This window comes from Chromatiaceae bacterium (assembly GCA_024235395.1).
Taxonomy (GTDB): domain Bacteria; phylum Pseudomonadota; class Gammaproteobacteria; order Chromatiales; family Chromatiaceae; genus Thiosocius.
Map to the genome: position 1 here is coordinate 820,509 of JACKMK010000003.1, position 26,959 is coordinate 847,467.

At 64.8% G+C, this 26,959-nt stretch carries 24 protein-coding genes; 16 read left to right on the top strand and 8 right to left on the bottom strand.

The genetic code is table 11. From position 1 onward, the window contains the following. Positions 1 to 13: 13 nt before the first annotated feature. Positions 14 to 1,042 (bottom strand): LysM peptidoglycan-binding domain-containing protein, encoded by a 1,029-nt coding sequence (locus tag H6955_17105; GenBank protein MCP5315279.1) that lies wholly within the window; start codon positions 1,040 to 1,042, stop codon positions 14 to 16. Between the two features lie 189 nt (positions 1,043 to 1,231). Here H6955_17105 and H6955_17110 point away from each other — a divergent pair, with 189 nt between their 5' ends. The 14 genes from H6955_17110 (at position 1,232) to mtgA (ending at position 17,090) form a co-directional block, all read left to right on the top strand. Continuing rightward, on the top strand, positions 1,232 to 1,762 hold the full coding sequence (locus H6955_17110) for a peptide deformylase (protein ID MCP5315280.1): 531 nt from the start codon (positions 1,232 to 1,234) through the stop codon (positions 1,760 to 1,762). Positions 1,763 to 1,831: 69 nt separating this feature from the next. Next, positions 1,832 to 2,767 (top strand): methionyl-tRNA formyltransferase, encoded by a 936-nt coding sequence (locus H6955_17115; protein ID MCP5315281.1) that lies wholly within the window; start codon positions 1,832 to 1,834, stop codon positions 2,765 to 2,767. Beyond that, on the top strand, positions 2,733 to 4,064 hold the full coding sequence (gene rsmB / locus H6955_17120) for a 16S rRNA (cytosine(967)-C(5))-methyltransferase RsmB (GenBank protein MCP5315282.1): 1,332 nt from the start codon (positions 2,733 to 2,735) through the stop codon (positions 4,062 to 4,064). Before H6955_17115 ends, rsmB begins: the two co-directional genes overlap by 35 nt. Before the next feature lie 3 nt (positions 4,065 to 4,067). Next, a complete protein-coding gene (locus tag H6955_17125; protein MCP5315283.1) occupies positions 4,068 to 4,625 on the top strand; it encodes a DUF4390 domain-containing protein in 558 nt (185 codons plus the stop codon). Beyond that, on the top strand, positions 4,622 to 6,817 hold the full coding sequence (locus H6955_17130; protein ID MCP5315284.1) for a HAMP domain-containing protein: 2,196 nt from the start codon (positions 4,622 to 4,624) through the stop codon (positions 6,815 to 6,817). The genes H6955_17125 and H6955_17130 overlap by 4 nt, the downstream gene beginning before the upstream one ends. Next, complete coding sequence (locus H6955_17135) at positions 6,814 to 8,181, top strand: sigma-54-dependent Fis family transcriptional regulator (protein MCP5315285.1); 1,368 nt, start codon at positions 6,814 to 6,816, stop codon at positions 8,179 to 8,181. The genes H6955_17130 and H6955_17135 overlap by 4 nt, the downstream gene beginning before the upstream one ends. After that, the gene (ybaK, locus tag H6955_17140) at positions 8,178 to 8,651 is read left to right on the top strand and encodes a Cys-tRNA(Pro) deacylase (protein MCP5315286.1); all 474 of its coding nucleotides are present in this window, start codon (positions 8,178 to 8,180) and stop codon (positions 8,649 to 8,651) included. Before H6955_17135 ends, ybaK begins: the two co-directional genes overlap by 4 nt. Then, entirely contained in the window at positions 8,648 to 9,190 is a 543-nt protein-coding gene (locus H6955_17145) for a TlpA family protein disulfide reductase (protein ID MCP5315287.1), read from the top strand. The genes ybaK and H6955_17145 overlap by 4 nt, the downstream gene beginning before the upstream one ends. A 158-nt stretch (positions 9,191 to 9,348) precedes the next feature. Further along, positions 9,349 to 10,137 carry a tellurite resistance TerB family protein gene (locus H6955_17150; GenBank protein ID MCP5315288.1) on the top strand — a complete coding sequence of 263 codons (789 nt, stop codon included), beginning with the start codon at positions 9,349 to 9,351 and terminating at the stop codon, positions 10,135 to 10,137. A 181-nt stretch (positions 10,138 to 10,318) separates the two neighbouring features. Beyond that, a complete protein-coding gene (locus H6955_17155; GenBank protein MCP5315289.1) occupies positions 10,319 to 11,998 on the top strand; it encodes a thiamine pyrophosphate-binding protein in 1,680 nt (559 codons plus the stop codon). 10 nt (positions 11,999 to 12,008) lie between these two features. After that, complete coding sequence (locus tag H6955_17160; protein ID MCP5315290.1) at positions 12,009 to 13,751, top strand: hypothetical protein; 1,743 nt, start codon at positions 12,009 to 12,011, stop codon at positions 13,749 to 13,751. Position 13,752: 1 nt separating this feature from the next. Beyond that, on the top strand, positions 13,753 to 15,069 hold the full coding sequence (locus H6955_17165) for a phenylacetate--CoA ligase family protein (protein ID MCP5315291.1): 1,317 nt from the start codon (positions 13,753 to 13,755) through the stop codon (positions 15,067 to 15,069). Between the two features lie 146 nt (positions 15,070 to 15,215). Continuing rightward, complete coding sequence (locus H6955_17170) at positions 15,216 to 16,118, top strand: isoaspartyl peptidase/L-asparaginase (GenBank protein MCP5315292.1); 903 nt, start codon at positions 15,216 to 15,218, stop codon at positions 16,116 to 16,118. A 219-nt stretch (positions 16,119 to 16,337) separates the two neighbouring features. Next, positions 16,338 to 17,090, top strand: coding sequence for a monofunctional biosynthetic peptidoglycan transglycosylase (gene mtgA / locus H6955_17175; GenBank protein MCP5315293.1), 753 nt, complete (start codon positions 16,338 to 16,340; stop codon positions 17,088 to 17,090). Between the two features lie 289 nt (positions 17,091 to 17,379). On the opposite strand, the gene H6955_17180 is transcribed toward mtgA, so the two are convergent. Beyond that, on the bottom strand, positions 17,380 to 18,501 hold the full coding sequence (locus tag H6955_17180; protein MCP5315294.1) for a sensor domain-containing diguanylate cyclase: 1,122 nt from the start codon (positions 18,499 to 18,501) through the stop codon (positions 17,380 to 17,382). A gap of 163 nt (positions 18,502 to 18,664) precedes the next feature. Between H6955_17180 and H6955_17185 the strand changes: the two genes are divergently transcribed. Then, complete coding sequence (locus H6955_17185) at positions 18,665 to 19,084, top strand: hypothetical protein (protein MCP5315295.1); 420 nt, start codon at positions 18,665 to 18,667, stop codon at positions 19,082 to 19,084. On the opposite strand, the gene H6955_17190 is transcribed toward H6955_17185, so the two are convergent. Next, entirely contained in the window at positions 19,060 to 20,148 is a 1,089-nt protein-coding gene (locus tag H6955_17190) for a thioredoxin fold domain-containing protein (GenBank protein MCP5315296.1), read from the bottom strand. The genes H6955_17185 and H6955_17190 overlap by 25 nt on opposite strands. 2 nt (positions 20,149 to 20,150) lie before the next feature. Continuing rightward, positions 20,151 to 20,936 (bottom strand): 3'(2'),5'-bisphosphate nucleotidase CysQ, encoded by a 786-nt coding sequence (gene cysQ / locus H6955_17195; protein ID MCP5315297.1) that lies wholly within the window; start codon positions 20,934 to 20,936, stop codon positions 20,151 to 20,153. 84 nt (positions 20,937 to 21,020) lie between these two features. Between cysQ and yrfG the strand changes: the two genes are divergently transcribed. Then, positions 21,021 to 21,701, top strand: coding sequence for a GMP/IMP nucleotidase (yrfG, locus tag H6955_17200; protein MCP5315298.1), 681 nt, complete (start codon positions 21,021 to 21,023; stop codon positions 21,699 to 21,701). Positions 21,702 to 21,708: 7 nt separating this feature from the next. Here the strand turns inward: yrfG and H6955_17205 are convergent, their stop codons facing one another. From H6955_17205 to rhlB, 4 genes are read right to left on the bottom strand one after another with little or no spacing between them, the layout of a single operon-like run. Next, entirely contained in the window at positions 21,709 to 24,207 is a 2,499-nt protein-coding gene (locus H6955_17205) for an EAL domain-containing protein (GenBank protein ID MCP5315299.1), read from the bottom strand. A gap of 17 nt (positions 24,208 to 24,224) precedes the next feature. After that, a complete protein-coding gene (locus H6955_17210) occupies positions 24,225 to 25,154 on the bottom strand; it encodes a phosphate/phosphite/phosphonate ABC transporter substrate-binding protein (GenBank protein ID MCP5315300.1) in 930 nt (309 codons plus the stop codon). Next, positions 25,142 to 25,522 (bottom strand): YkgJ family cysteine cluster protein, encoded by a 381-nt coding sequence (locus H6955_17215; GenBank protein ID MCP5315301.1) that lies wholly within the window; start codon positions 25,520 to 25,522, stop codon positions 25,142 to 25,144. The genes H6955_17210 and H6955_17215 overlap by 13 nt, the downstream gene beginning before the upstream one ends. Next, a complete protein-coding gene (rhlB, locus tag H6955_17220; protein MCP5315302.1) occupies positions 25,519 to 26,901 on the bottom strand; it encodes an ATP-dependent RNA helicase RhlB in 1,383 nt (460 codons plus the stop codon). Before rhlB ends, H6955_17215 begins: the two co-directional genes overlap by 4 nt. Positions 26,902 to 26,959: the final 58 nt, after the last annotated feature.

Genomic DNA, 26,959 nt, shown 5'->3' on the forward strand with positions numbered 1-26,959 from the left:
GTCCTGCCGGCGTCTAGGGACTGCGAACGCGGTCCTCGACATGCATGACACGGGTGGCGTGCAGGATCAACCCGAAGCTTACCCGTTCGAAGGTGCGGAACACCATCAGCAGGCCGGCTTCCTCGTCCGGCAGCTTGACGGTATCGCGCGAATCCGGGGTGACCACGTCGCGGATGGTCTCGCCACGCTGGTCGACGCGCAGCACCGTGCCCGGGTCCAGGCCGTCCGCCGACCCGCGATCGACCACCACGACGTTGTACTGGCCAATCTGGCTGACGCCGTTCAGCACCGAGATGATACTGCCCTCAAGCGGTGCCGGTGGCCCGTGAGGAGTGAAGTTTGCGGTCGCCTTTTCCTCGCCGGCCGCGATCACACGGTCGCCGATCACCACCTCGAGTTCGGTCGAGTTGATGAACAGCGTCGCCGGGTCGCCGGTGCGCTGCAGTTCTCCAGTGCCCACATAGATCGCTTCATAGCCGAGGATCTCGCCGGTCTCGGCGTCCTTGTAGGCCCCCCCGGGGCGCACGATCTCGTACTTCGAGGGCTCGTCGTTCGGGATGCTGCGCACATAGGCCTTGATACCGGGGCCGCCGAGAATGTGCTCGTCGGCAAAATCGACCACGTACGGCGCCTTGTCCGCTTCATCCTGACTGAGCACATAGGGCCTTGTCAGGAACGGCGCTATGGCGTCCACCGGGATCGTCGGAATGGCACCGTCCCACGGGGTTGCGCGGACGTTCGGTGACAGTTTCAGCGGGCCGCGACGCAGTCGCAACTGCGGTTTGCCGTCCACATACACCAGGTCCAGCTGGTCGCCGGGATAGATCAGATGTGGGTTCGCGATCTGCGGATTCACGTACCAGATGTCCGGCCAGCGCCACGGGCTGCGCAGGAAACGGCCGGCGATGTCCCACAGCGTATCCCCCTTGACCACTGTGTAGTGCGTCGGATGGTCCGCGCGCAGCAGGTCGTCGGCTAGCGCCAGCGGTACCGCCAGGGCGCAAGACAGCAGCAGAATCAGACTTTTGCAGGCTTTTAACATGGGATTCCCTTGGTGCAATGACGACTTCCAATCGGTCAACTATGGCGGTTTGCGGTATTATTTACGGCCTGAATCGGTCTACTCTTTAGGCCGACCGGTCGGCGCCGTTGAATTTTTGCTGAAATCTTAGACCAAACAGGCGTCTGGCGGTCATTGTTCGACCGCGACTACCAGAACACGAGAGACACCATGGCGATCCTCGACATCCTGCATTTCCCTGACTCCCGGCTGCGCAATATCGCTCAACCGGTCGTGCAGGTCGACGATGCGGTGCGTCGGTTGATCGATGACATGTTCGAGACCATGTACGAGGCACCGGGGATCGGTCTGGCCGCGATCCAGGTCAACGATCCGCGTCGGGTCATCGTGATCGACACGTCCGACGAACGCAACCAGCCGCTGGCGTTGGTCAACCCGGAGATCATCGAGCGCGTCGGCGAGGAGGAGATGGACGAGGGTTGTCTGTCGGTGCCCGGTGTCTATGAGACGGTGCAGCGCGCCGAGCGCGTGCGCGTGCGTGCACTCGACCGTGACGGCAACGCCTTCGAAATGGAGGCCGACGGGCTGCTGGCGGTCTGCATTCAGCACGAAATCGACCACCTCGACGGCAAATTGTTCGTCGATTATCTGTCGAACCTCAAGCGCCAGCGGATCCGCAAGAAGCTCGAAAAAGAAGCGCGTCAGGGGGGCGAAAAGCCGTCCAAGCGCCGCGCCATCTGAGCGTCCGAAGGCGCAGCAGTCGCCGCCGCCCCTGTATTGCCGAACCCGATTCCTCGATCAGAGCCGAAGATGACCGATTCCCATCGCATCCTGTTTGCAGGTACCCCCGATTTTTCGGTCCCGCCGCTGCGGGCATTGCTGGCGTCGGAGCACCGGGTCGTCGGGGTCTATACGCAGCCCGACCGGCCGGCAGGTCGCGGTCGTAAGCTGAGCCCGAGTCCGGTCAAGGAGGTCGCGGCCAATGCCGGCATTGCGGTCTACCAGCCACCCAATTTCAAGGATCCACAGGCGATCGCCGAATTGCGCGGCCTGCAAGCCGACCTGATGGTCGTGGTCGCCTATGGCCTGTTGCTGCCGACGCAGGTGCTCGATGCGCCGCGCCTGGGCTGCGTGAACATCCACGCGTCGATCCTGCCGCGTTGGCGCGGTGCCGCGCCGATACAGCGCGCGGTGCTGGCCGGTGACCGCACCACCGGGGTCACGATCATGCGCATGGAGGCGGGTCTCGACACCGGGCCCATGTACCTGGTCGAGGAGACCGATATCTCGCCGGACGATACGGCAGGCAGCCTGCACGATCGCCTGTCCGATCTGGGCGCCGCGGCCCTGATGAAGGCGCTGCCCGGCATCCTGGATGGAAGCCTGGTGCCGCAACCGCAGGACGATGCGCAGTCGTGCTACGCGAAAAAGCTGGACAAGGCGGAGGCCTGGATCGACTGGCAACGGCCGGCGCCGGACATTGAGCGCCAAGTGCGCGCATTCAATCCCTGGCCGGTGGCGCAGACGGTGTTCGAGGACGCGAACCTGCGCATCTGGCGCGCACGCGCGATCAGCGGTGTGGGCGGTAGCCCGGGTGTCGTCATGAATGCCGGGCGGGCCGGTATCGACGTGGCCACGGGTGACGGACTGCTGCGTATCACCGAGCTGCAACTACCCGGCAAACGCGCGATGAGCGCCAGCGACTTCATCAATGCACACCCCATCCAGGGCGTCGTGCTTGGCTGATCCGCGCACGACCGCGGCACGCAATGTGGTGGCGGTCCTCCAAGGTCGTTCTCTCGACAGTGTGTTGAGCGAGACCGCGGCGGCGCTGGAGCCCCGCGACCGTGCGCTGGCGGCCGAATTGAGTTACGGCGTGTGCCGCTGGTACCGGCGCCTGGATGCGCTGGTCGCGCGCCGCCTGCAGCGGCCGCTGAAGTCCAAGGACCGCGATCTCCAAGCGCTGTTGCTGGTGGGTGCCTATCAGCTGCTGTACAGCCGGGTACCGGCGCACGCGGCGATCTCCAGTACCGTCGAAGCGAGCCGCGCACTGGGCAAGGGGTGGGCGAGCAAGCTCGTCAATGGCGTATTGCGCGGCCTGCAGCGCGACCATCAGGCGCTGGCCGCGGCGGTCGATGTCGATCCCGCGGTGCGTCACGCACAACCGGACTGGTTGTACGAGGCACTCGCTGATGCCTGGCCGGAACAGCTCGGCGCGATCCTGGATGCGCTGCAGGCGCGTCCGCCGATGACGCTGCGTGTGGATCTCGTGCAGTCGGGGCGTGATGAATACGCGCAGGAGCTGGCGGCGACCGGCCTGAGCGGGCGCCCTCATCCACAGGTGCCCAGCGCGCTGGTGCTCGATGAGCCCACGTCGGTCGATCGGCTGCCGGGGTTCGGCGCCGGGCGTGTCTCGGTGCAGGACGCCGGCGCGCAACTGGCGGCGCCGTTTCTGGATCTGCAACCCGGACAAAGCGTACTCGATGCCTGTGCGGCGCCCGGCGGCAAGACCCTACACCTGCTGCAGCACGCTGCGGATCTGCAGTTGACGGCACTGGACATCGACAAACAACGCCTGGACCGGGTCGCCGAGAACCTGCAGCGCGCCGGTCGGCACGCGGAACTTCAGGTCGGCGATGCAGCCCAACCCGACAACACGCCGTGGGGCCGGCGCACCTACGAGCGTATCCTGGTCGATGCGCCCTGCAGTGCAGTCGGCGTGATGCGCCGCCACCCGGATATTCGTCTGCTGCGGCGCGCTGCCGACGTCCCGGCGCTCGTGGCCCGCCAGGCACGCATTCTCGACGCCTTGTGGGAGCTGCTGCGTCCCGGTGGTCGCATGCTGTACGTGACCTGTTCATTGCTGCCGGTCGAGAACGCGGACCAGATCGAGGGGTTCTGCGCACGCCACGGCGATGCACGCGCGGTGGAGTTGCCGCTCGGTCCCGGAAGCCGCAGTGGCAAAGGTGTACAGTTGCTCCCGGGGATCGACGACACGGACGGATTTTATTACGCCGCGCTGATCAAGGCGTCGGGCGCCTGAAGTATGAAACGAGTTGCACGGACCATCGCTGTGTTGCTGCTGTGTTGCCTGCCTGCAGCGCTGTTCGCCGAGGAGGTCGATTTCCGTCGTGTCGCCCTGACCCTCAGCGAGGATGGCCGCATCCTGCTCGATGCGGACATTACCTTCGATCTCAACGATACGGTATCCGAGGCACTGCAGAACGGTGTGCCACTGACGTTCGAGACGCACGTGCAGATGCGGCGTGCGGACGCCTGGGTATGGGAGCCGGATGTGGTCGAGCACCGGCTGCGCACCGTGCTGGTGTACCGCCCGCTGTCGGGGCTCTACGAACTGCGCAACCTGATAGGTGACGAGCGGCTGTCGTTCGCGACCCGCGATGCGGCATTGCGGACCCTGGGCAATATCGTCGCGATGCCGGTCGTCGAGCGTTCACGGCTCGATCTGGACGAGGAGTATTTGGTACGGCTCGAGGTGCGCCTGGACATCGAGGCGCTGCCGCTGCCGATGCGCCCGACCGCTTATCTGCAGCGCGACTGGTGGGTCGCCAGCGAGCCTTGGGAGTGGCGCCTGCGGCCATGAACAGCAGACGCGTCAATGCGTTGGCGGCCGGCTTGCTGGTCCTGCTGCTGTTGGCGTCACTGCATCTGATCAGTGCCTCGCTGCAGCGATCCGACGAACTCGGACGCTGGTTCATCCCGCTTCTGCTGTTCACCGTGGTCGGCCTGACGTTGCTGTTCGCACTCGTCGGCTGGAACCTGTGGCAGTTGCTGCGCGACTACCGTCGGCGGGTGGCCGGCTCGCGGCTCAGCGCGCGGCTGTCGGTGTCGTTCCTGTTGATCGCGCTGATCCCGGTCAGCGTGGTGTATTTCTTCTCGACCCGGTTTCTTTCTCACGGCATCGACAGTTGGTTCGACCTGCAAGTCGATCGCGCAATGGAGGATGCGCTGACGTTGAGCAAGCTCTCGCTCGACCTGCACAAGCGCGAACGGCTGAAAATGACGGAAAATCTGCTGGGTGAAATCGAGGACACCTCGAAGACCGCGACCGCACTGGCGATCAATGCGATGCGTGACTCGTCCGGGGCCTTCGAGCTGACCCTGTTCACGACGCAGGGCAAGGTCCTTGCGATGAGTCATGCCAACCCCGAGATACTTGTCCCGACACCGCCCGACAGCGGGATAGTGCAGCAGGTGATCGGCGGGGAGAACTACGTCGGTGTCGCGAACGGGCAGGACGGTCGACTGCTGGTGCGCTGCCTGGTACTGGACCGACAGCAGCGTGGTTTCGTGTTGCAGGCGCTGTACCCCGTTCCCGAGTCGTTGAGCGAACTGAGCAGGAACGTACAGGACGCGTACGAGGTCTACCGCACGCGTGCCTATATGCGATCGCAGATCAAGTTCACGTTCGCGCTGAGTCTGGCGCTGGTGTTGATGCTCAGCCTGTTCGGCGCCGCCTGGGCCGCGGTGTATACCGCACGCCGACTGGTACAGCCGATCAGCGATATCGCGGAGGGCACCCGCGCGGTCGCGGAGGGCGACTACGACAAGCAGCTGCCGTTGCCGCGCGCCGAGGACGAGATCGGGTTTCTGGTTTCGTCGTTCAACGCGATGACGCGTCGAATTGCACGGGCACGCAATGCGCTCGAGGAGAGTCGGCACAAGCTGCAGGCACAACACAATTACCTGGAGACGGTCCTCGCCGGCCTGTCGACAGGGGTCATGGCGGTCGACTCCGACGGGCGCATACAGACGGCCAACCGCGCCGCCGACCAGATCCTCGGCCTCGCGATGGGTGAGCTCGAGGGCAAGGACCTGCGCGTGCTGGGCATGCGCAGCGAGGCGCTGCGGCCGTTCGTCGAGCGCATCGTCTCCGGGCTGGACACAGGCGTGCGCGAGGGACGGGACGAGATCACGCTGTACCGTGGTGGCGGGCGGCAGACCCTGCTGTGCAGGCACTCGACGCTCGATTCCGATGGCGGCGGCGCGACCGGCCACGTGCTGGTGTTCGACGACATCACGGAGCTCGTCAAGGCGCAACGCGATGCGGCCTGGGGCGAAGTGGCCCGGCGCCTGGCGCATGAGATCAAGAATCCGTTGACCCCGATCCAGCTGTCGGCGGAACGGCTGCGCCACAAGTATCTCGGCAAGATGGCGCCGGAGGACGGCAAGGTCCTGGATCGTGCGACGCACACCATCGTGCAGCAGGTCGAGGCGATGAAGGCCATGGTCAACGATTTTTCCGATTATGCGAAACCGAGCAAACTGCAGCTCGCGCCATTGCCGGTCGACGATTTCCTCAGCGAGGTCATCGCGCTCTACGAAGGCAATCCGCAGCAGGTGGTCATGGATCTCGGTGCGCCCGGGCTGGCGATCGAGGCCGATCCTGTGCGGCTGCGCCAGGTGATGCACAATCTGCTCAAGAATGCGCTCGAGGCCGCCGGCGAAGACGGGCGGATCGTCGTCAGCAGCACCACGGGCAAGAAAGAGGGGAACGATTTTGTGGAGATCGCAGTGAGCGACAATGGGCCGGGATTCGACGTCGGTTTGCTCGACCAGGTGTTTGAGCCCTATGTGACCAACAAGACCAAGGGCACCGGGCTGGGTCTGGCGATCGTCAAGCGCATCATCACCGACCACGGTGGCGTGGTGCAGGCGGAGAATCAGGCCGCCGGCGGCGGTCGGGTAATGCTGCGTCTGCCGGCGATGGCGCAGTCGGGTGACACGTCCGGCGAACCCCCCGTGGATGCAGCCGGCGAGGGAGGGGCCCGATGAGCGCGCCGCACATCCTGGTCGTCGACGATGAGCCGGATATCCGCGAATCGGTGCGCGACATCCTCGAGGACGAGAACTACAGCGTCGCGACCGCCGAACACGCGGCCGCGGCGCGTCAGGCGATGCGTGACCGCCGGCCGGACCTGATCCTGCTCGACATCTGGATGCCGGACCTGGATGGCATCAGCCTGCTCAAGGAATGGGCGGACGGGCGTGGCCTGCCGTGCCCGGTGATCATGATGTCCGGGCACGGCACGGTCGAGACCGCGGTCGAGGCGACCCGGCTCGGCGCCTACGATTTCCTCGAGAAGCCGCTGTCGCTGGCCAAGCTGTTGCTGACTGTCGGGCGCGCCCTGGAGGCGGACCGACTGGCGCAGGAAAACGTCGGCCTCAAACGGCGTGCATCGCCGGTGATCGAGCCGATCGGCCGCAGCGCGGTGATGCAGCGGTTGCGCGAACAGGTCAAGCGGGTCGCGCAACACGACAGCTGGGTGCTGATCGCCGGCGAGCCCGGCAGCGGACGCGAGACGTTCGCACGTTACCTGCATGCGCACAGCCCACGCCGCGACCGACCCTTCATCGATGTCGCGGTATCGGCGATCAGCAAGGGCAACGCGGCCCTGGAGCTGTTCGGCAGCGAGAAGGACGGCAATATCCAGTACGGCCGGCTCGAACAGGCGGCCGGTGGCACGCTGTTTCTCGACGAGGTCGCCGACATGGACCTCGAGGTCCAGGCACAGCTGGTCGGGGCGCTGGACACGGGATCCTTTATGCGTGTCGGTGGTTCGGCGCCGGTCAACATCGACGTCCGGGTGATCGCGGCGACCCAGCGTGATCTGCACCGTGCGGTCGAGGAGGGCAAGTTCCGCGAGGACCTGTTCTATCAACTGAACGTGGTACCGCTGGTCGTGCCGCCGCTGCGAGAGCATCGCGAAGACATCCCCGAGTTGCTGGACAGCGCTGTCGATCGCCTGGTGGAACAGGACAAACTGCCCTATCGGCGTTTCTCGATCGCTGCGCAGAACGTGCTGCGCAATCACACCTGGCCCGGCAATATCCGCGAGCTCAAGAACCTGGTGCAGCGCGTGCTGATCCTGGGGAGCGGGGACGAGATCAGCGCGGGCGAAGTCGAGGCCGGGATAGGCGCCGTGCAGGCGGCCAGCGGGACTGCCGGCATCCCCGGCGTATCGTTCGACCAGCCGCTGCGCGACGCACGCGATGCCTTCGAAAAGGCGTATCTCGAATACCAGTTGGAAAAGCATGGCGGCAACGTCAGCCAGATGGCCGAGGAGGCGGGCATGGAGCGCACCCATCTGTACCGCAAGCTGCGCGACCGCGGCATCGAGATCAAGGACCGGCGATGACCCCGGCGATCCGCGCGGCACAGTCGGCCGGGATCAGGATCGAGGTCCACGAGTACCAGCATGATCCGGCAAACACGCGTTACGGATTGGAGGCGGCCGAGGCGCTCGGTCTCGAACCGCGGCGCGTGTTCAAGACGCTGTTGGTCCGTTTGAACGGCAACGACCGTACGCTCGCGGTCGCCGTTGTCCCTGTCGATGCCCAACTGGATCTCAAGGCGATGGCGGCGGCATGCGGTGTCAAGAAGGTGGAGATGGCCGATCCCGTGCATGCAGAGCGGATTACCGGTTACGTGGTCGGTGGCATCAGTCCACTGGGTCAGAAACGCCGTCTGCCCACCGTGGTCGATCTGGGCGCCAGCGCCTTTGAGACGATCTTCGTCAGCGGCGGGCGGCGCGGACTGGATATCGAGATCGCGCCAGCCGACCTGATCGCGCTGTGTCAGGCAAAGACCTCGGCGATCGCCCGATGACGCGGTTTTTGCGAATCGTTCTTGCGATGTGCCTCGTCTGTTCCGTCGCGCCCGCGGCTGAGCCGCCGCCCCTGTCGCATCAGCTGACACCGGTGGATTCCGGCGAAACGGCACCGGCGCTCGCGCTGCCCGGTTTCCCACCTGGCATCAATGGCCTCGAGGCCTTACGTGGCCGGGTGGTGGTCGTCAATTTCTGGGCGACCTGGTGCCCGCCGTGCCGCCGCGAGATGCCGTCCCTGGAACGGCTCGACCGTGCGACGGCGGATGAAGAAGTGGTCGTGCTGGCGGTAAACGTCGGCGAAGACCGCGACGCGGTAGCGGCATTCGTCGCGACCCTCGACCCGCCACCGGGCTTCCCGATCTTGCTCGACGAGCATCTCGTCACCTCCGGGCCCTGGCGGGTCCAGGGCCTGCCGACGACGGTCGTCGTCGCCCCCGACGGCCGGATTGCCTATCGTGCAATCGGCGGGCGCGAGTTCGATCATCCCGATCTGGTGCGCGTGTTACTCGAACTGCACCGCGCCGCACAAACGCGATAGGTCGGCGGTCCCGCCGCAAGCGGTTATCATGGCGCGTCCTCGTCGCGGTGCGGAAGGATCTTGCTGCGCCAGTGCCGTCCGCCGGGACCACATTCTATTTGGAAGCGCGGGCCGCCGTCCGGCAGTCTGCCGACAACGAATTGAACAGGAGAGATGGGATGGCGAACTTCGGTGACTTGATTGGTGCCTTTCTGCAGAACTCGATGGCGTCGTCGGGCAATCGCCGTATCGGCAGCGCGCTCGAGAACCTGCAACGAGGTGGTCTGAACATTCCGGGCATGGGTGGCAGTCAGGGCGGTGGCGACCTGTTCGGGGGCTTGCGGGACATCCTGCAGGGTGGATTGAGCGGCGCCGCGGCGAGTCCCGCGAAGGCCGGCGGCATCGGCGCGATCCTGGGCGGACTGCTGGGCGGCGGCGGTGATTCTGTGAAGGGCGCGCTCGGTGGCGGTGCCTTGGCCATGCTCGCGAGCGTGGCGATGAAGGCGCTGTTGAGCCGTGGACAGGGCACCCAGGGACTGACCGATGCGCGCTGGTCGGGTGGCGATCTGCCGCTGGGCCTGAAACCGCCGGCCAACCGCGAACAGGAACAGGCCCTCGAAAAGACCGCGGAACTGGTGCTCAAAGGCATGATCAATGCGGCGAAATCGGATGGTGAGATCAGCCGCGAGGAGGCGCAGAAGATCGTCGGCAAGCTGCGTGAATCCGGTCTCGACGATGATGCACAGCAGTGGGTCCTGGCCGAGATGCGGCGCCCCCTGGATCTGCGGGAGTTCGTCGCCGAGATCCCCAACGAGGAGGTGGCGGCACAGGTGTATGCCGCATCGCTGTTGGCGATCGAGGTGGACACCGCGGCGGAACGCCAGTATCTCGAGCAGCTCGCCGAGCGTACCGGTTTGCATCCGGTCGTGGTGCAGCAGATTCACATGACGATGGGCGCGGGTGCCTGAGCGGGGCCGTTCAGGATCGGACGATATCCGGCAGGGCGCCGGCGCAGCTGTGCAGTCTCTATCGACAGAATGCAGCGCGCCCGGCGCGCCATCCGTATGACCTGCCGGTCGCCGGCGACCGGCGGTTCTCCGCTCCTGTCGGTCTGCCAGTCCCGGTGGTGACCGATTCAGCGATAACACCATGCAGATACCCGTCAGCGAACTCATCGTGCGCTTCATGCAACGCCTCGGTATCGAGGTGGTATTCGGCATGCCTGGCGCCCATGTGCTGCCGATCTATGACGGTCTCTACGCGTCGCCGATCAGGACGGTCCTGGTCAAGCACGAGCAGGGGGCTTCGTTCATGGCCGGTGGCTTTGCGCGGGTGTCGCACCAGGTTGCCGCCTGCATCGCCACCGCAGGTCCCGGCGCCACCAACCTGGTCACCGGAATCGCGAACGCGTACGCGGAGCAGCTACCGGTCCTGGTGGTTACCGGCGAGACGTCGACCTACATCTTCGGGCGTGGCGGTTTGCAGGAGAGTTCAGGCGAAGGTGGGGCGATCGACCAGGCAGAGTTGTTCCGCGGTATTACGCGCTACCGCAAGCTGATCGAGCGTACCGATTACCTGGTGCAGGTGCTGAACCAGGCCACCCAGGCGCTGTTCGCGGCCCAACCCGGACCCGTACTGCTCAGCATCCCGTTCAACGTGCAGAAAGAGACAGTCGACGAAGATGTGCTCGACCAGGTGCACTTCCCGGTGGCGATCGATCATCGCGGCGCGCTCGCCGGACCGGTCGCCGCGCTCACCGATCTGATCGAACAGGCCCGCAACCCGGTGATCATCGCCGGCTACGGATGCATCAAGGCGGGTGCGCGCGCGGCGGTCTCGCGGTTGAGTGAGGGCTTGGGTATCCCGGTAGCGACCAGCCTGAAGGGCAAGGGGGTGGTCGCCGAAGATTCCGATCTCGCGCTCGGATGCCTGGGCGTGACCTCGAACGGTACCGCCCGTCAGTACATCGTGGAGCACGCCGACCTGGTGATCTTCCTCGGTGCCGGGTTCAACGAACGCACCAGTTACCTGTGGTCCGACGAGCTACTGGACGGCAAACGTGTGGCGCAGGTCGATCGGGACGCGGCCCAACTCGGCCGGGTGTTCAAACCGGATCTGGCGATCCAGGGCGATATCCACCAGGTGCTGACCGAGTTGCTGGCCCGGTTGCGCGATGAGGGCGCACGGCCGAAATCCCTGGCCGAGCTGGCCGATCACCGCGAGGGTCTGACGACCGATCCGGATGACAGCGTGCCGGGACGAGTCGCCGATGAATCGCGGTTCGCCCTGATCGCCGGGTTCTACCGCGCGCTCGCCCGACGGTTTCCGCACGATGCGATGGTCTTCGACGACAACATCGTGTTTGCGCAGAATTATTTCGACGTGTCCGACAGCAACCACTACTTTCCCAATTCCGGTATCTCGTCGCTCGGGCACGCGATACCCGCGGCGATCGGTGCACGCTTTCACGCCACCGACAGCCCGGTGTTTGCGATCCTGGGCGACGGCGGTTTCCAGATGTGCTGCATGGAGATCATGACGGCAGTCAACTACGGCATTCCGTTGAACATCGTCGTGATCAACAACGCGACCATGGGCCTGATCCGCAAAAATCAGTTTCAACTCTATGGCGAACGTTACATCGATTGTGATTTCGTGAATCCGGATTTCGCCTGGCTCGCGCGTTCGTTCGGCATTCAGCACTATCGCGTCGCCGACGAAGCGGCGATCGAGGCGCTGTTCGCCACCGCCGATCTGCGCGCTGCGATCAATCTGATCGAGATCCCGCTCGACAAGCAGGCGTTTCCACACTACCTGTCTTCGCGTTGACGCTGCCGCCATGCAGACCACCGTCGAGCGGATCACGGCGCAACGGGCGCACATCGAACAGCTGGAGCGTGCGTTGTGGCGCGACGGCGTCGGCGAACAGCCGCTGCTGGCCTACCAGTCGGCGTATCGCGAACTGGAGCGACTGATCGCCGCACGGGGTGACGACCGGCGCCACCACTTCGTGATCCTTATCCCGGTTGCCGACAGCCCGGGGCATCTGCGCGACTGTCTGAGCAGCCTGCTCGAGCAATGCCGCCTGTACGGCTATGGCGGAATGCAGGCAGGACGTTACCGCAAGGTCTCGGTGCTGCTGGCCGATGATTCGGCCAATGCAGAGCACTGTGAACGGCAGCGCGCCACTGCCGGGGAATTCAGCGATGCGGGTCTCGATGTCGAGTATTTCGGTATCGCCGAACAACTGGCGTTGCTGGATCGCCTCGCCGATCTCGATCTCGGTGGAGTCATCGGCCACCATGCGCCGAATGCATTCGGTCACAAGGGACAGGCGATGATGCGCAACATCGCCTACCTGCGATTGGCCGAGATGCATGCCCAGCGTCCTGCTCAACGCCTGTTGTTCTATACGATCGACGCCGATCAGTTGTTCGCGGTACAGCTCGCGACGCCAGACGGTGGTCGTCGGGTCGCAGCGATCAACTACCTGTTCGAGCTCGACCGGATTTTCGCCGACGGGGGGGTGAAGGTACTGACCGGCAAGGTGGTCGGTGACCCGCCCGTGTCGCCGGCGGTGATGGCCGGCAATTTTCTCGACGATGTCACGGCGTTTGTCGAGCAGATGGCGCGGTGTTCCGCCGATGATGGCTACCGGCAACCGCAGCCCGAGGTCCGTGGTTCGGGGGAGGCGGCCTACCACGACATGGCCGAGTTGTTCGGGTTTCGCGGCGAGCAGACGGCGTACCGCTATCACTGCACTTTGTCGGAGAAGCCAAGCAACGCAGAGTGTTTCGCCGAGTTTGCACAACGCCTCGACAGCTTCTTTCACGGCGAACACGCGACGCGTGTCACCTGGTACCAATATCAGGAGGTGTCCCGGTCGGTGGTTCCGGCACGTACCGTGTACACCGGTAACTACGTGTTTTCGGCCGATGCCCTGGATTGGTTCATCCCGTTCGCGCCGTTGCGCCTGCGAATGTCCGGGCCGACCATGGGTCGACTGATGCAGGCCGCGTTGTCCGGTGGGTTCGTCTCGGCAAACCTCCCGATGCTGCATCGGCGCACCCGTTCGCTGACCGGTGCGTCGGAGTTCCGACCGGGCGTGGTCGTCGGCGAGTCCAACACCGATCTCAGCGACGAGTTCGAGCGTCAGTTCTACGGCGATGTGATGCTGTTCTCTATCCAGCGCCTGGTCGAGCAGGGCTTTCCCGGTGCGCGCCCGAGTCGTTCACACGTGGAGAGCACCCTGCAAGAGGTCGATGCAGAGTTGCGCACCCGGTACGCCGACAAGCAGGCGAAGATCGAAGCGCGCCTGGAGGTGTTGTCGCAGTGCCTGGATGATCCCGCGCGCTGGTGGCACAGCGCCCCCGCGAGCGCTGCGGCGGTACCGCTGTTCGGTGCATTTCTCCGGGGTATACGGCGGAATTTCGGTCGCGATGCGGCGGGTCGGTCGCGCATCGAGTCGCCGCAGATCAGGCGCCATTGGCATGCACGTCAGGCCCAGGCCATCATCGGCCTGCCGGATGCGCAGGCGGCCTGGCAGCAGGCGCTGCGTCGCTTGCGTGTGGCGGCCCGCTGAGATGCGGCTGCTGCGTCTTTGGGCACAGCGACGCGACCGTCCCGAACGCTTCCGCCTTCTGCGCCAGTTGCTCGCCCAGCAGCGCCTCGATCGCGAGCGGCTGTCGCGGCGTCAGCAGGAGGATTTCTCTGCGATCGTCCGGTTTGCCGCCACGCACACCGATTACTACGCCCGGCGCTTTGCAGGCCGCGTGGGTGCTGGTACGCACCCCATCGATCCAGAAACGCTGCCGCTGCTGACGCGTGCCGATGTCGTCCGCGATCGGCAAGCGATGTTGGCGAGAGAGGTGGATCGGGACCAGGTGAAGGTCGGTCATACCGGGGGGTCGACGGGGACGCCGATGACCTTCTACTACGACGACGCAAAGCACGAGCTGATGCTCGCCGGCATGATGCGCGGCTTCATGATGTCGGGATGGAGGCCGGGTCAGAAGGTTCTGTACCTCTGGGGTGCGGAACGCGACGCCGCAAGTGGCGGTGTGTTCGCGCACCGCGGAAACCGGTTGTTGGATGCCGAGAAGACCCTCGCGGCATTCGAGTTGAGCCCTGACCGTCTGCGCACCTGGGCACAGACGGTCAGCGACTGGCGGCCGGTGCTGCTGTACGGCTATGCCTCGGTGCTCGCCGAGCTCGCCCGCTTCGTGGTCGACAACCGACTGGCCGTACCGCGATCGCTGATTGGCGTCTATTCGACGGCCGAACCGCTGCAGGCCTGGCAGCGTGAACTGATGCAGCAGGCGTTCGGCTGCCAGGTATTCGACCAATACGGCTGCCGCGAAGTCCCGAATATCGCCTGGGAATGCCGAGCCGGCAACATGCATGTGTTCAGCGACATGGTGCGGCTGGAATCGGTCGTGATCGACGGCCAGGATCGTCTCGTGGTGACGTCGTTGACCAACCGGCTGATGCCCTTCATCCGTTACGACGTGGGTGATACCGGGCGTTTGCTGGATACGGAATGCGACTGCGGGCTGCCCTTTCCACTGATGCGGACCGAGGTGTGCCGGCACAATGACCTGATCGTCACGCCGGACGGTCGGCGTCTTCATCCGGCGTATTTCAATCGTCTCTTGTACGGGAGCAGCGAGATACGGCGCTACCAATGGGTGCAGACCGCCGTGGATTGCATCGCGCTGAACCTGGAGGGCGAGAGGCGCCTGCCCGATAGCCGGGTGGGGGCGATCCGCGCGGCACTGCAGCGAGACGTTGACCCCCGGGTGAACTTCGCGGTGAACTACCTGGACCGGATCCCCCGTACCGCGAGCGGCAAGCATCGCTTCGTGATTGGTCTGGGTGGACACGCGGCCGACACCGGATGATGTCGCGCGGTGTGGACGCAGCCGCTTTCCGGGCCCCGTTGCCGATGTGCGTGTGTTGCCGACGCCGGTTCACAGAGTCTGGGTGCGGTGGCACTGTCGCGTGGAGGGTCTGATCGTTGCGCAACGATGTTCGCGGGTTCTCGCTGATGATCCATGGAGGCGCCGGTTCGCTGGACGAACTGGAGGATGCGCACACGGCGGCACCCTATCGTCTGGCGATCACGCAGGTGCTGGTGCACGGTCGTACCTTGCTCGACGCCGGCGCCTCGGCCCTGGACGTGGTCGAGGAGTGCGCCGCACAGTTGGAAGACGATCCGCTGTTCAACGCCGGCCGTGGTTCGGTGCTCAATGCATCGGGCTACGCCGAACTGGACGCGGCGATCATGGATGGACGCGATCTCGCTGCGGGGGCGGTTGCCGCAGTCCGCCACATCGGCAACCCGATACGACTTGCGCGCCTGGTGATGCAGCACAGCGGGCACGTGCTGCTGGCTGGCGAGGGCGCCTTGCGCTTCGCCGCCGAGCGTGGTGTGCCACGGATCGACGATCGCTATTTTCAGCTGCCGGCGCGCGTCGCACAGCTCGAGCGCGTGCGCCGGCAGGCGGCTGAGCAGAACCCCGATCTGGTGGCGGGCGAACCCCCGCACGGCACCATCGGTGCGATAGCGCGCGACCTGCGAGGCGACTTGGCCGCGGCGACGTCGACCGGCGGCATGGTCAACAAACACGTCGGTCGGGTGGGTGATTCGCCGTTGATCGGCGCGGGCGTCTATGCCGACAACAGCAGTTGTGCGGTTTCGTCGACCGGCCGGGGAGAGGACTTCATGCGCAGCGTGCTGGCCAAGAACATCGCCGACCGCATCGAGCTGGCGGGTCAGGACGTGCGTGTGGCGGTGGCAGCGGCCATCGAGTCGCTGGGCGCGCGTCTGCAGGGTCAGGGTGGGGTGATCGCGATCGGTCGCGACGGGAGATGTGCAGCGGCGCATAACACGCGACACATGATCCACGGTTGGATCGAACACGCCGGCGAGGCGGTGATCCGTTTCTGAGGTCAAGGGCATGCGAAGCGCGTCGATCAATCTGGAGTCCGCCGATGCCCGGGGCGACCGGCCGACGGCCCGGTCTTTTTCCCGGGCGTCCAGCGCTGGTGCCGGGCTGTCGATGCGCTCGCGGCAAAAGCGTCGCGTGTGTGCCCGAACGGCGGACGTCCGTCCTGGTGCGGCATGGACCCTGGCGCGATGGTCGCTGTTCGTCGGGGACAGGCACGGATGAGCCGCCGCCGGGCCACGCCGACCGGGCGGCGCACCTCGGCGGTGCGCGACCGTCGAACACCGCTGCGTCGCCTGAGGCGGTGGCTGTTTGGCGCGGTGTTGGTCGGCGTGCTCGGTTCGCTCGCGCTGGTCGCCGCGTTTCGCTGGGTCGACCCGCCCCTCTCGGCCGTGATGCTGTCGCGCCTGGCGAGCGAGGGTCAGCCCCAGCATCAATCCTGGGTTGCGCTGTCCGGGATCAGCCCACAGATGGCGTTGGCGGTGGTCGCGGCCGAAGATCAGCGGTTTCCGGACCATTGGGGGTTCGATACCCGCGAAATCGCCGCGGCGTTGCAGCGTCACCTGGACGGGGGCCAGTTGCGGGGTGCGAGTACCATCAGTCAGCAGGTCGCGCGCAATCTGTTCCTGTGGCAAGGCCGGAGTTTCGTGCGCAAGGGTCTCGAGGCGTGGTTTACCGCATTGCTCGAGGGCCTGTGGCCAAAGCGCAGGATCCTCGAGATGTATCTCAACTTCGCCCAGACCGGAGAGCGGACCTTCGGTGTCGCGGCCGCCAGTCGACGCTATTTCGGCGTTGAGCCGGACCGTCTGAGCGCGGGCCAGGCGGCCTTGCTCGCTGCGGCGCTGCCGAATCCGGTGAGGTACCGTGTCGCTGCGCCGTCGGACTACCTGCTTTCCCGCAGGGAATGGGTGTTGCAGCAGATGCGCAATCTGGGTGGAACCGCCTACCTCGATGCGCTATTCGTCGACGACTGAGCGGCGGCGGGAGCCCGCACGTGGGTCGGGGGCGTCAGTCGGCGGGGGCCTTGTCGCACCAGCAGGCGAGGCCGGCCACGACGAGTGGCCGGATCTTGGCTCGGAGACCCGCACTGAGACGGCTGTTCGGCAGGCAAACGCAGACTCGCTTGCCGAGTCTTAGCATCACCGACGCCCTGCCGAGGTTCTTCAACATCACACGTCTCCCGATTAGCCACAATTATATTAGCAAAAAATAATGTTCTGATATAGCGTTTTTAAACGATGCGGGGGATGCACGCACCGAAACTCAGGCGGCACGCGGTGCGCACTGCACCTGGTTGCGGCCTGCCTGTTTGGCTTCGTAGACCGCCAGATCGGCCGCGCCGAGCAGGGCCTCGCCGGCCGCCGCCGCGGGGCGGCGATCCTGGGTTGCGAGTTCCGCGACGCCAATCGATACCGTGACCGTCAGGCTGTCGCCATTGTCGAGGGCGACCGGCTCGCTACCGATACCGCGACAGATCTCCCAGGCGAGCCGCAACGCGTTGGGTGCGTCGGTCTGTGGAAGCAATACGGCGAATTCCTCGCCACCGTAACGTGTCGGGAGGTCGCTGGTGCGCAGCCGTGCCCGCAGGCGCTGGGCCAGTGCGGTGAGCACCTGGTCGCCCACCGCATGGCCGTGGCGGTCATTGATCTGTTTGAAGTGGTCGGCATCGACGAACAGGCAGGACAGGGTCTGCCCATAGCGCTGTGCGCGAGTGACTTCCTGTTCCAATCGGTGTTGCAGGTGCCGGCGGTTGTACAGCCCGGTCAGGCTGTCGGTCAGGCCGGCCAGGCGCAGGCGTTCGCGGTTGACGGCATTTTCCAGGCAAACCGCCGCGACACATGCGAGGTGACCGAGAAAATCCGTCGCCTGTCCGGGTTGGAAGCGCTGCGGGTCACGGCTGCCCAGGCACAGGAAGCCGGCGAGGCCATCGGCCTGGCGCAGCGGCAACAGGGCCACGCTGCCACCCAGCCGGCGCCCGAACAGCGGTTTGTCACGCTGTTCGAGCCATGCGCCCAGCCAGGGCGCGTGCAGGTCGTCGAAGCGTGCCAGGGTCGCGCGCACGTCGGTGCACAGCTCGATGTCGCGCAGCAACCGGTGGTCGCAGGCAGCGTCGCCGGAAAGCAGATCGCGCAGCACCAGGAAGGGGTCCAATAGAACCAGTTTGACGCTGTCGAGGCGAAAAGACTGGCGCATCCCCTCGGTGAGGCGTTCGAGCAGGCGGGTCAGGTTGCCGGCGGTCAGCAGTGCCAGTTCGCGTTCCTGAAAGCGCGCCATGACCTGCTGGTTGTGCGCCGCATCGCGACCGAGGGTCTGCAACAGGCCGCGCAGCATGCAGTTTTCCTGCTGCACGTCATAGTCGCAATCGGCCGGGGGCTGGCGTTTCATTCCCACTCCATCGGCTCGTCGTGCACGGGCTTTAGATTCCACCCAATGCAGCGGTTGCCGGGCAACAGGCGTGCCGTTCCTCAGTATGGTCCGTGCGGCCCCGTTTGGCGAACTCATCCGGTATATTTGCGGCTCCACTTCACGCTTGTTCCAGGGAGGGAATATGCGCGCATTGCTGGTTGTTGCCTTGTTGTTCCATGCGTCCGGCGACCTGCGGGCCGCCGAGATCTACCGATGCGAGGGTGAGTCAGGCGAGGTGCTGTTCAGCGGCCGACCCTGCGGCAGCCCGATCGCCCTGTCGACCGAGCGGCCTGAGGGGGTCGCTCAGGGACTGCGTGCCAGTGAGCGCGAATGGCTTGCGGCCCGCGATGAGCGACGGGCGCCTGCACCGCGCCGCGCGCGCGAGACGCGCAGCGGTCGGGGTAACGGACGGAGCGACAAGGCCTACCAGTGTCGACGGAAGCGCAGTCAGCTGGAGGCACTGAACGCTCAGATGCGCCGCGGCTATAAGCCCGGCAGGGGCGAGAAGCTGCGCCGGCGGCGTAGCGCCTACGAAGACTATTTGGCGGCGTTCTGTTCCTGAGGTGAGGCGTCGGAATCGTCGAGCAGTCGACGGGTGTGCGCGCTCCAGCGCAGGAAGTTCGGTTCCGTGATGTAGCCGCGGCTGAGCACGTAGTTGAGTACGTTGCGCAGGCGGAAGAAGTGGACCACGGAATCCACCCGTATGATCTCGTTCCCACGCTCGTCGAAGAACACAATCGACGGGGCGTAGAAGATTCCCAGTTCCTCGGCCCACTTGCGCGCCGTGGACGGCTTGCCGTCGGGTTTGATCAGCGGCGTATCGGACCACATGTCGAGTTGTACGCTGTCGAGACGGTTGAACAAGGCACGTACCGTCTTGCGATGCAGCGGTTGGGTATGCAGGACGTCGCAGGCGTGGCAGTTGCCCTGCTCGAAGAACACCACCAGCGGTAACTCGGCCGCGAATCGCGAGCGGTCGAAGTTGTACGGTGGTGGCGTGAAGAACGGTTCCTCGACCAGGTCACCTGGTTCGAAGCGCAGCGTCTGATCTCCGCGTGCCATGTAGACCGGGAACGCCTCGCGCTGGTAGTGCCCGCCCGCCACGTATTCGAGCGCCGCGCGGAACTGGTAGGGCGGATAATAGCCGCGCAGACGCAAGGCGATCTTGCCGTCGGCATCGTAAAAGATCAGCGAGGGCGTGAAATTCGTGCCCATGCGCTGGGCGTACTCGCGTTCGGTGAGGGTCTCGCCGGAAGGTGTCGTGACCGACTCCGGGCTCCAGATGTCTATCGGTATCAGGTCGAAATGTTCGCGGGTGTAGTTGACGATGTCCGGGGTCTTGAAATTCACCTCCATGAGCATCCGGCAGTAGGCGCAACGCTTTTGCCCGAAGTACACGATGATCCCGGTCTTGCCCGCATCGGTCGCCTCGCGCAGGTCATCGTCAAGATCGAGGAAACTCCGTTTGAACCAGTCGGGGTACTGCAACACCTCCTCCAGCGGCGTGTCGTCGAAGGACAGTGGGTCGGCCTCGTCGACGTTGCCCGATGCGCCGTGGGCGAGCACCAGCGTCGATATCGCGATGACCGCCCGCGCCCGGGCGGTCAGACGTTGCAGGTCGAGCATTCTCATAGGTAGCGCCCCCAATCTTCGCTGCGGTCCCCGAACACCAGAAAATGCGGGTTCAGGAGTGACTCCTTGGTGTTATAGCGCAGCGGTTGTAGCTGCGTGTCGGTCACCAGCCCGCCCGCCGCCTCGACCACGGCCTGGGCGGCCGCGGTGTCCCACTCCGAGGTCGGGCCCAGGCGCGGATAGATGTCCGCCGTTCCCTCGGCGACCAGGCACAATTTGAGCGAACTGCCCATGCTGACGATCTCGTGTTCGCCAACCCGTTGCAGAAACCGCAGCAGACTGTCGCCGGCATGCGAGCGGCTGCCGGCCACGCGCAAAGGTGTCTGCCGATTCTCGGTAACCCGGATCGACCGCGTGACACCGTCGCCATCGATCTTCCATGCGCCCTGTCCGACCTGGCCGAGGTAGCTGATGCCGGTGACGGGTACGTGCACGACGCCCACGGTGGGCCTGCCGTCTTCGATCAGCGCGATGTTGACCGTGAACTCACCGTTGCGTTTGACGAACTCGCGGGTCCCGTCGAGCGGGTCGATCAGCCAGTAGCGTGTCCAGGAACTGCGGGTCGCAAACGGGATATCGGCGCCTTCCTCCGACAGCACCGGCGTGTCGGGTTCCATCTCGGCCAGCCGTCGCACGATGGTCCGGTGGGAAGCCAGGTCCGCGGCCGTCAGCGGCGACTTGTCGTCCTTCTCTTCGACCGCAAAGTCCTGGTGATAGACTTTCAAGATGGCCTGCCCGGCCGAGCGGGCGATGTCGAGCAGCTGCTGCGCCTGTTGGTCCATAGGGTTACCCTGTACGAGCCGGCCTGGAAGTTGTGGTCGGGTGCCGACTGCCAATCATACAAAAAACCCTACCGGGGAACCCCTGTGCTCGACTGGAATCGTATCGATACCGTGCTGCTCGATATGGACGGCACATTGCTGGATCTGCATTTCGACAACTATTTCTGGTTGGAACACGTCCCCGTGCGCTATGCCGAGGCGCGTGGCCTGTCGGTCGATGCCGCGAAGGCGGAGTTGATGCGCCGGTACGCCGACATCCAGGGTACGCTGCAGTGGTACTGCGTGGATCATTGGTCGCGAGAGCTCGGCCTGGATATCGCGCTTTTGAAGCAAGAGGTGGATCACCTGATCGCCGTTCACCCGCATGTCGTCGATTTCCTGGGCCTGCTGTCGCGCGCGGGCAAGCGGCGTGTTCTGGTGACCAATGCGCACCAGAAATCGCTCGAACTCAAAATGCGCCGCACGCAGCTGCGCGACCTGCTCGACCATGTCGTGTGTGCGCATGATCTGGGCGTTCCGAAAGAAGACGCCGCGTTCTGGCCGCATCTGCAGCGGGAGGAGCCATTCGATCCGGGGCGCGTGTTGTTCGTGGACGATAGTGTTGCGGTGCTGCGTTCCGCACGCCGTTTCGGCATCGCCCGGTTGCTCGCAATCGCGTTGCCGGACACCCGCCAGGGCGAACGCCCGGTTGACGAGTTTCCGGCGGTGCGCGGTTTTTCCGCGTTGCTGCCGGGGCTGCGCGAGCACCTCGCGCAGCGCGGCTGAACAGGCTTCATCCGCTGGCGCTGGGGCGACCGATCAGGTAGCCCTGAACGTAGTCGCAGCCCTCGCGATCGAGAAACGCACGTTGTGCCTCTGTCTCCACGCCCTCGGCGACGACCTCGATACCGAGCGCGTGCGCCAGTCGGATGATCGCCTGGATCAGCTTCTCGTCATTGGGGGCGATGCTGATGCCTGCGACGAACGACTGGTCGATCTTCAGATAGTCGAACGGGAACCTGCGCAGATGGCCGAGTGACGCCTGGCCGGTCCCGAAGTCGTCCAGCGCAATGCGTACCCCACGACGCTTGAGCTCGTGCAACACGCGGGCCGCGGCGCGCAGATCGGTCTCCAGCGTGTCCTCTGTGATCTCGAGGATCAGTCGCTCGGGCACCAGGCGACCCACGTCGATGCGCTCGAACAGGCGGTCGGCGAATGCCTCGTCGTGAAGCAGTCGTGCGCTCAGGTTGATCGAGACGGCGGCGTCGCCACTCGGCCGCTTCGACTGGATCTCATCCAGCGCCCAGTCGCTGATCGTGCTGCACAGGCCGGCATCGGCCAATGCGTCCATGAACGCCGCCGGCTGCAGCATGCCCTGTTCCTGGTGCGGCCAGCGCAGCAAGGCCTCGTAGCAATGCAGGTGCCCGTCGCCGGTCGCCAGCACCGGCTGGTAGTGCAATTCGAGCTGTTGCCGCCGGATTGCTTCGCGCAGCTCGTTTTCCAATGCGTGTTGGGCCGCGGCGTCCGCGGTCAGCTGCGCACTGACGAAGCGATAGCTGGATCCTTCATCCTGTTTGGCGGCGTACATCGCAGCGTCCGCTTGCTGGATCAGCAGGTCCGGATCGGTGCCGTCGTCAGGGGCGACCGCTATGCCGATGGATGCGCCGCTGTAGAACATGCGTCCCGCAAATTCGTATGGGCGCTGAATGATACTCAGCGCCTTTTCTGCCAGGTTGGTCATTTCGTCGCGTTGATGCAGATTCTCCAGCAGGATCGCAAACTCATCCCCGCCCAGGCGCGCGATGACGTCTTCCTGGCGAAATACCTTGCGCAAACGCTTTGCGATCTCGACGAGAATGGCGTCCCCGGCCGCGTGACCATAGCTGTCGTTGACCTGCTTGAAGCGGTCGAGGTCCATGAACAGCACGCCTACCGGCATCTGGTGGCGCTGCGAGACCGTGATCGCCTCGGCCAGCCGGCGGCGGAACAGCGATCTATTCGGCAGTCCGGTCAGTGCGTCGTGATGTGCCAGGTGGTCCAGTTCGCGTTCCCGCTCCTCGACCTTGGCCTGCATGTCGGCAAAGGCATTCAGCAGATCCCGGGTCTCGCTGACCATGGGTGGCGGCGGTGACGAGGAATGCCCGGTGGTGCTGTGAGCCTTCAAGCTTTTCGCCAATGTGCGGATCGGGCGCAATATGAGGCGGTCCAGACTGAAGTAGCCGGACATCCCGATCAGCAGCATCAATCCAAGTGCCGCGAACAGCACGTTGCCGAGACGCGTGCTGATACCGGTGAGCGTCTCCACCTGCCGGATACTCTGCGCCTGCAGCTCCAGCCTGAGGATCTCGAGGCGACGCTGCATCACCCGCAACTGCGGGTCGACACGGTTCCGCAGGAATTCGAGGTCGTGGCGCCAACCGGGGCCGCTGAGCTCCGCGATCAGCGCCGCGTAATCCTTTCGATACTCCGCAAAGTGTGCGGCAAGCACGTCGATCTCGGCCGCAAACACGGGATCACCGTCCGGATTGAGCACCCCCGATCTGAGTTCGGTGAGCAGTGCCTCCACCTCGATCATGTAGGTCTCGACATTGTGGGACCTCGCCTGCATCCCGGCGATTGGATCCACTGAATGTGCACCGAAACGGTTTGCGATGATCAGGCGCAACTCGTCGACCATGCGCAGCCATGCTTTTTGCAGTCGGTACAGGATGATCATGCGTTGCACCGACAGGGGGTCGGACGGACTACCCAGCGCGGCGAGCAGAGCGTCCAGATCTCCGGTAAACATGGTGTTTGCGGTCTGCAGTTGATCCTCGATGATGCTGGAGGCCGGCAGCCACAGCGCCGGATCGCGACGGATCTCGATCAATTCGCGGATCCGGTCACCGAGCGTCCGGCCGTCTTCGCGCAGTGATCGGCTGATTGCCGCGACGTCGCCCGTCGGACTGTTTGCGGCGTGTTCGAGCAGGCGGGCGAGGGCACTGTTCAGCAGCTGAAGAGCGGCATCCAGCTTCGCACGTACGCTCGGCTCAGTGGGTGAGAGAAGGTAGTCGTGAAGATCCTGTCGTGAGCGATAGAGCTGTGCGAATGCATCGTTCAGCAACACGATTCCCTGCTCGCGAAACTCGGCTTCGGCGGCGTGTGAGCGGCTGATCGTTGCGACATAGCGCTGAGCGAGGATCGCGACCACGGCAAATGCGATGGCGAGCGCCAGCACGATCTGGAAATAACGGGTACGGTAGCTCGGCAGTCTGCCGTCGTAGGAGGTGTTTTTCCGGTCAGCCTCCGCCATGACGACTGCCACCCGGTTCAGTAGTTCTCGCCGAGGACCGACCGCGTGACGTCGCGTACCGCGTCGTACTCGCGATCCGTGGCCGGGCGTATCCCGGTCATGTCCATGCCGTTGAGGATCGCGCGACCGGAAGCCGAGTCATTCAGACTGAGCAGCGCATCGTGGATCGCGGTGCGCTGTTCGGCATCGACCCGGTCGCTGACCGCCCATGGCAGGTGGGGCACGGCGATGCTCTGTGCGAGGCTGCGCACCTTGTCGGCGTCGATCGATTTGCGCACCAACGGCAGCATGGGCACGACGTTGCCCGCGGCTGCGGCGTCACCCTGCCGATAGTACAGCGCGATAATCGCCTTCGGCGGATTTTGTGCGAATTGCTCGATGTAGTCGCCTGGCTTGAGACCCGACTGCCGCAGGATCTCGGTCGGCAGGATGTAGCTGATGAACGCGGACTCATCCCCACCGAACAGGATCTTCCGTCCGCGCAGGTCGGTCAAAGTGCGGTAGGAGCTGTCGCGACGCACGAAGATTACCGCTTTGAGCTGCGACTCACCGAGTTCCTCGTTTTTCGCGACGATGCGGTGGCCAAACAGGTGCCTGGCCCGGATGTACTGGTATTGGTTGTAATGCACCAGGTCGTATCGGTTCTGTTCGATCGCGGTCCAGAACGACGCGTAATCCGTCGGCAACTCGAGGGTGACCGGGACGCCCAGTCGACCCGCCAGGTATTGGCGCAACGGTTCGAACATCGCGCGCGCGCTGGCCGCCGGGCGGCGTGGAAAGATGCCGATGCGCAGTGTGTCGTCCGCCCGCGTCGCGCCCGTCGCGGTACCGAACGGGCCCGCCAATGCGAGCAAGACTGCCGCGATCCAGCACAGGTGCAGAAAGCTCGACGACGGAACTCGATGGAGTGCGAAACGCGGCCGCCGCTTCACCGTCAGCCGTCCCAACGTTTGAATCGACGCCGGCAGTATGCGAGCAGCTCGGCATAGTTGCGAAAGTGATGGCGGAAATGTGTCTCCGCGGGTTCGTCGTACTCGCACCAGTCGTTGCTGTAGTCACGACACACCTGGGGCCGGTTTGCGTAGATCGCACACAATCCGCCGGTCTGCAGGTGTTCGCATCGGCCGCGAATCAGCAGGTACCAGCCGTCCGCGTCGTGGTAGACCTCGACATTTTCATGGGATACCTGCCACAGGACGTGTTCGAAATCGGCCTTGGACCGCAGCGTACCGAGTGCCTCGGTCGTGTAGGTGCAGCAGGTAGAGCCGTGGCAGCGGCTGCACTTGTTTTCGACCGGGAGCGCGCGGCCGCTCATGCCGGGGCGGCACCGCCACTGTTGGGTTTGCGCCGGCGCCGGCGCCGCGGCCGCTCGCCACTGGGTTGTTCGGCGGCCGGCTTGTCGGACGCCCCCCTGGGTGCGCCACCGCGTCCCGGCGGCCCACGGCGTTTGCCGCGGCCGTCGCCTTCGCGTCGCTGCACGCGGTCCGCCTTGTCTATCCTGACCCGGCTGCGCGGATCGACCTCGGCGAGCAGTTCCTTGGAAACCGGCGCGACAGGCACCTTGTGACCAATGTATTGCTCGATGTCCGGCAATGAAAACGCATAGGTCTCGCAGACGAACGAGATCGCATCGCCCTCGGCGCCTGCACGCGCAGTTCGGCCAATGCGGTGCACGTAGTCTTCGGCGTCCTCCGGCAGGTCGTAGTTGATCACGTGCGTGACACCCTCGATGTGCAGACCTCGGGCCGCGACATCGGTTGCCACCAGCACGGACACTTCGCCGCTGGAGAAGCGTTTTAGCAGGCTGAGGCGCTTTTTCTGTGGCACATCGCCGGACAGGATCGCCGCCTGATAGCCGTTGCCCTCCAGGAAGCCCCAGACCCGGTCGGCCTCGCGCTTCGTGTTGATGAACACGATCACGCGCGCTTCGGGGAGTTGGCGCATCAGGCCGATCAGCAGCGGGACCTTCTCGTCGTTGGCCACCATGTAAGCGGTTTCACGGACCCGGTCAGCCGTGATCTGTTCGGCTTCGACCACGATCTTTTCCGGGTTGTTCATGTGCTCGTAGGCGAGTTCGGTGACCCGGTAGGACAGGGTTGCCGAGAACAGCATGCCCTGGCGGTTTTCCGGTGTGGGGCATCGGCGCAGCAGGAAACGGATGTCCTTGATGAAACCGAGGTCGAACATCCGGTCGGCCTCGTCGAGCACCAGGGTCTGCACGGCACGCAGGTCGAAAACGTGCTGCTTGAAGTAGTCGATGATCCGCCCGGGGGTGCCGATCAGGATGTCGACACCTTCCTCGATCGCCTTGCGCTGGGTGTCGTAGCCGGTCCCGCCGTAGACGACACGGACCTTCAGGCCCGTGTGCGCGGCCAGTACGCAGGCATCGTTGTAGATCTGCACGGCGAGCTCCCTGGTCGGGGCCAGCACCAGCGCGCGTGGCTGGTTGGGCCGTCTCGACAGCTCTGCCGGTTCCTGGTCGAGGGTGTGCAGTATCGTCAGCAGGAACGCCGCGGTCTTGCCGGTTCCGGTCTGCGCCTGTCCGGCGACGTCGCGGCCATCGAGGGCAATCGGCAGCGTCTGCGCCTGGATCGGTGTGCAATACTCGAAGCCGGCATCGCGGATGCCCGCCATGATCGCCGCCGAGAAAGGGAAACTGTCGAATCGGGTTTTGCTAAGGTGTTTGTCGCTCATGGCGGGCAAGCATACCCGAAATCTGGTCGGTGGATCGCTAAGGGCTTGAATTAAGTAG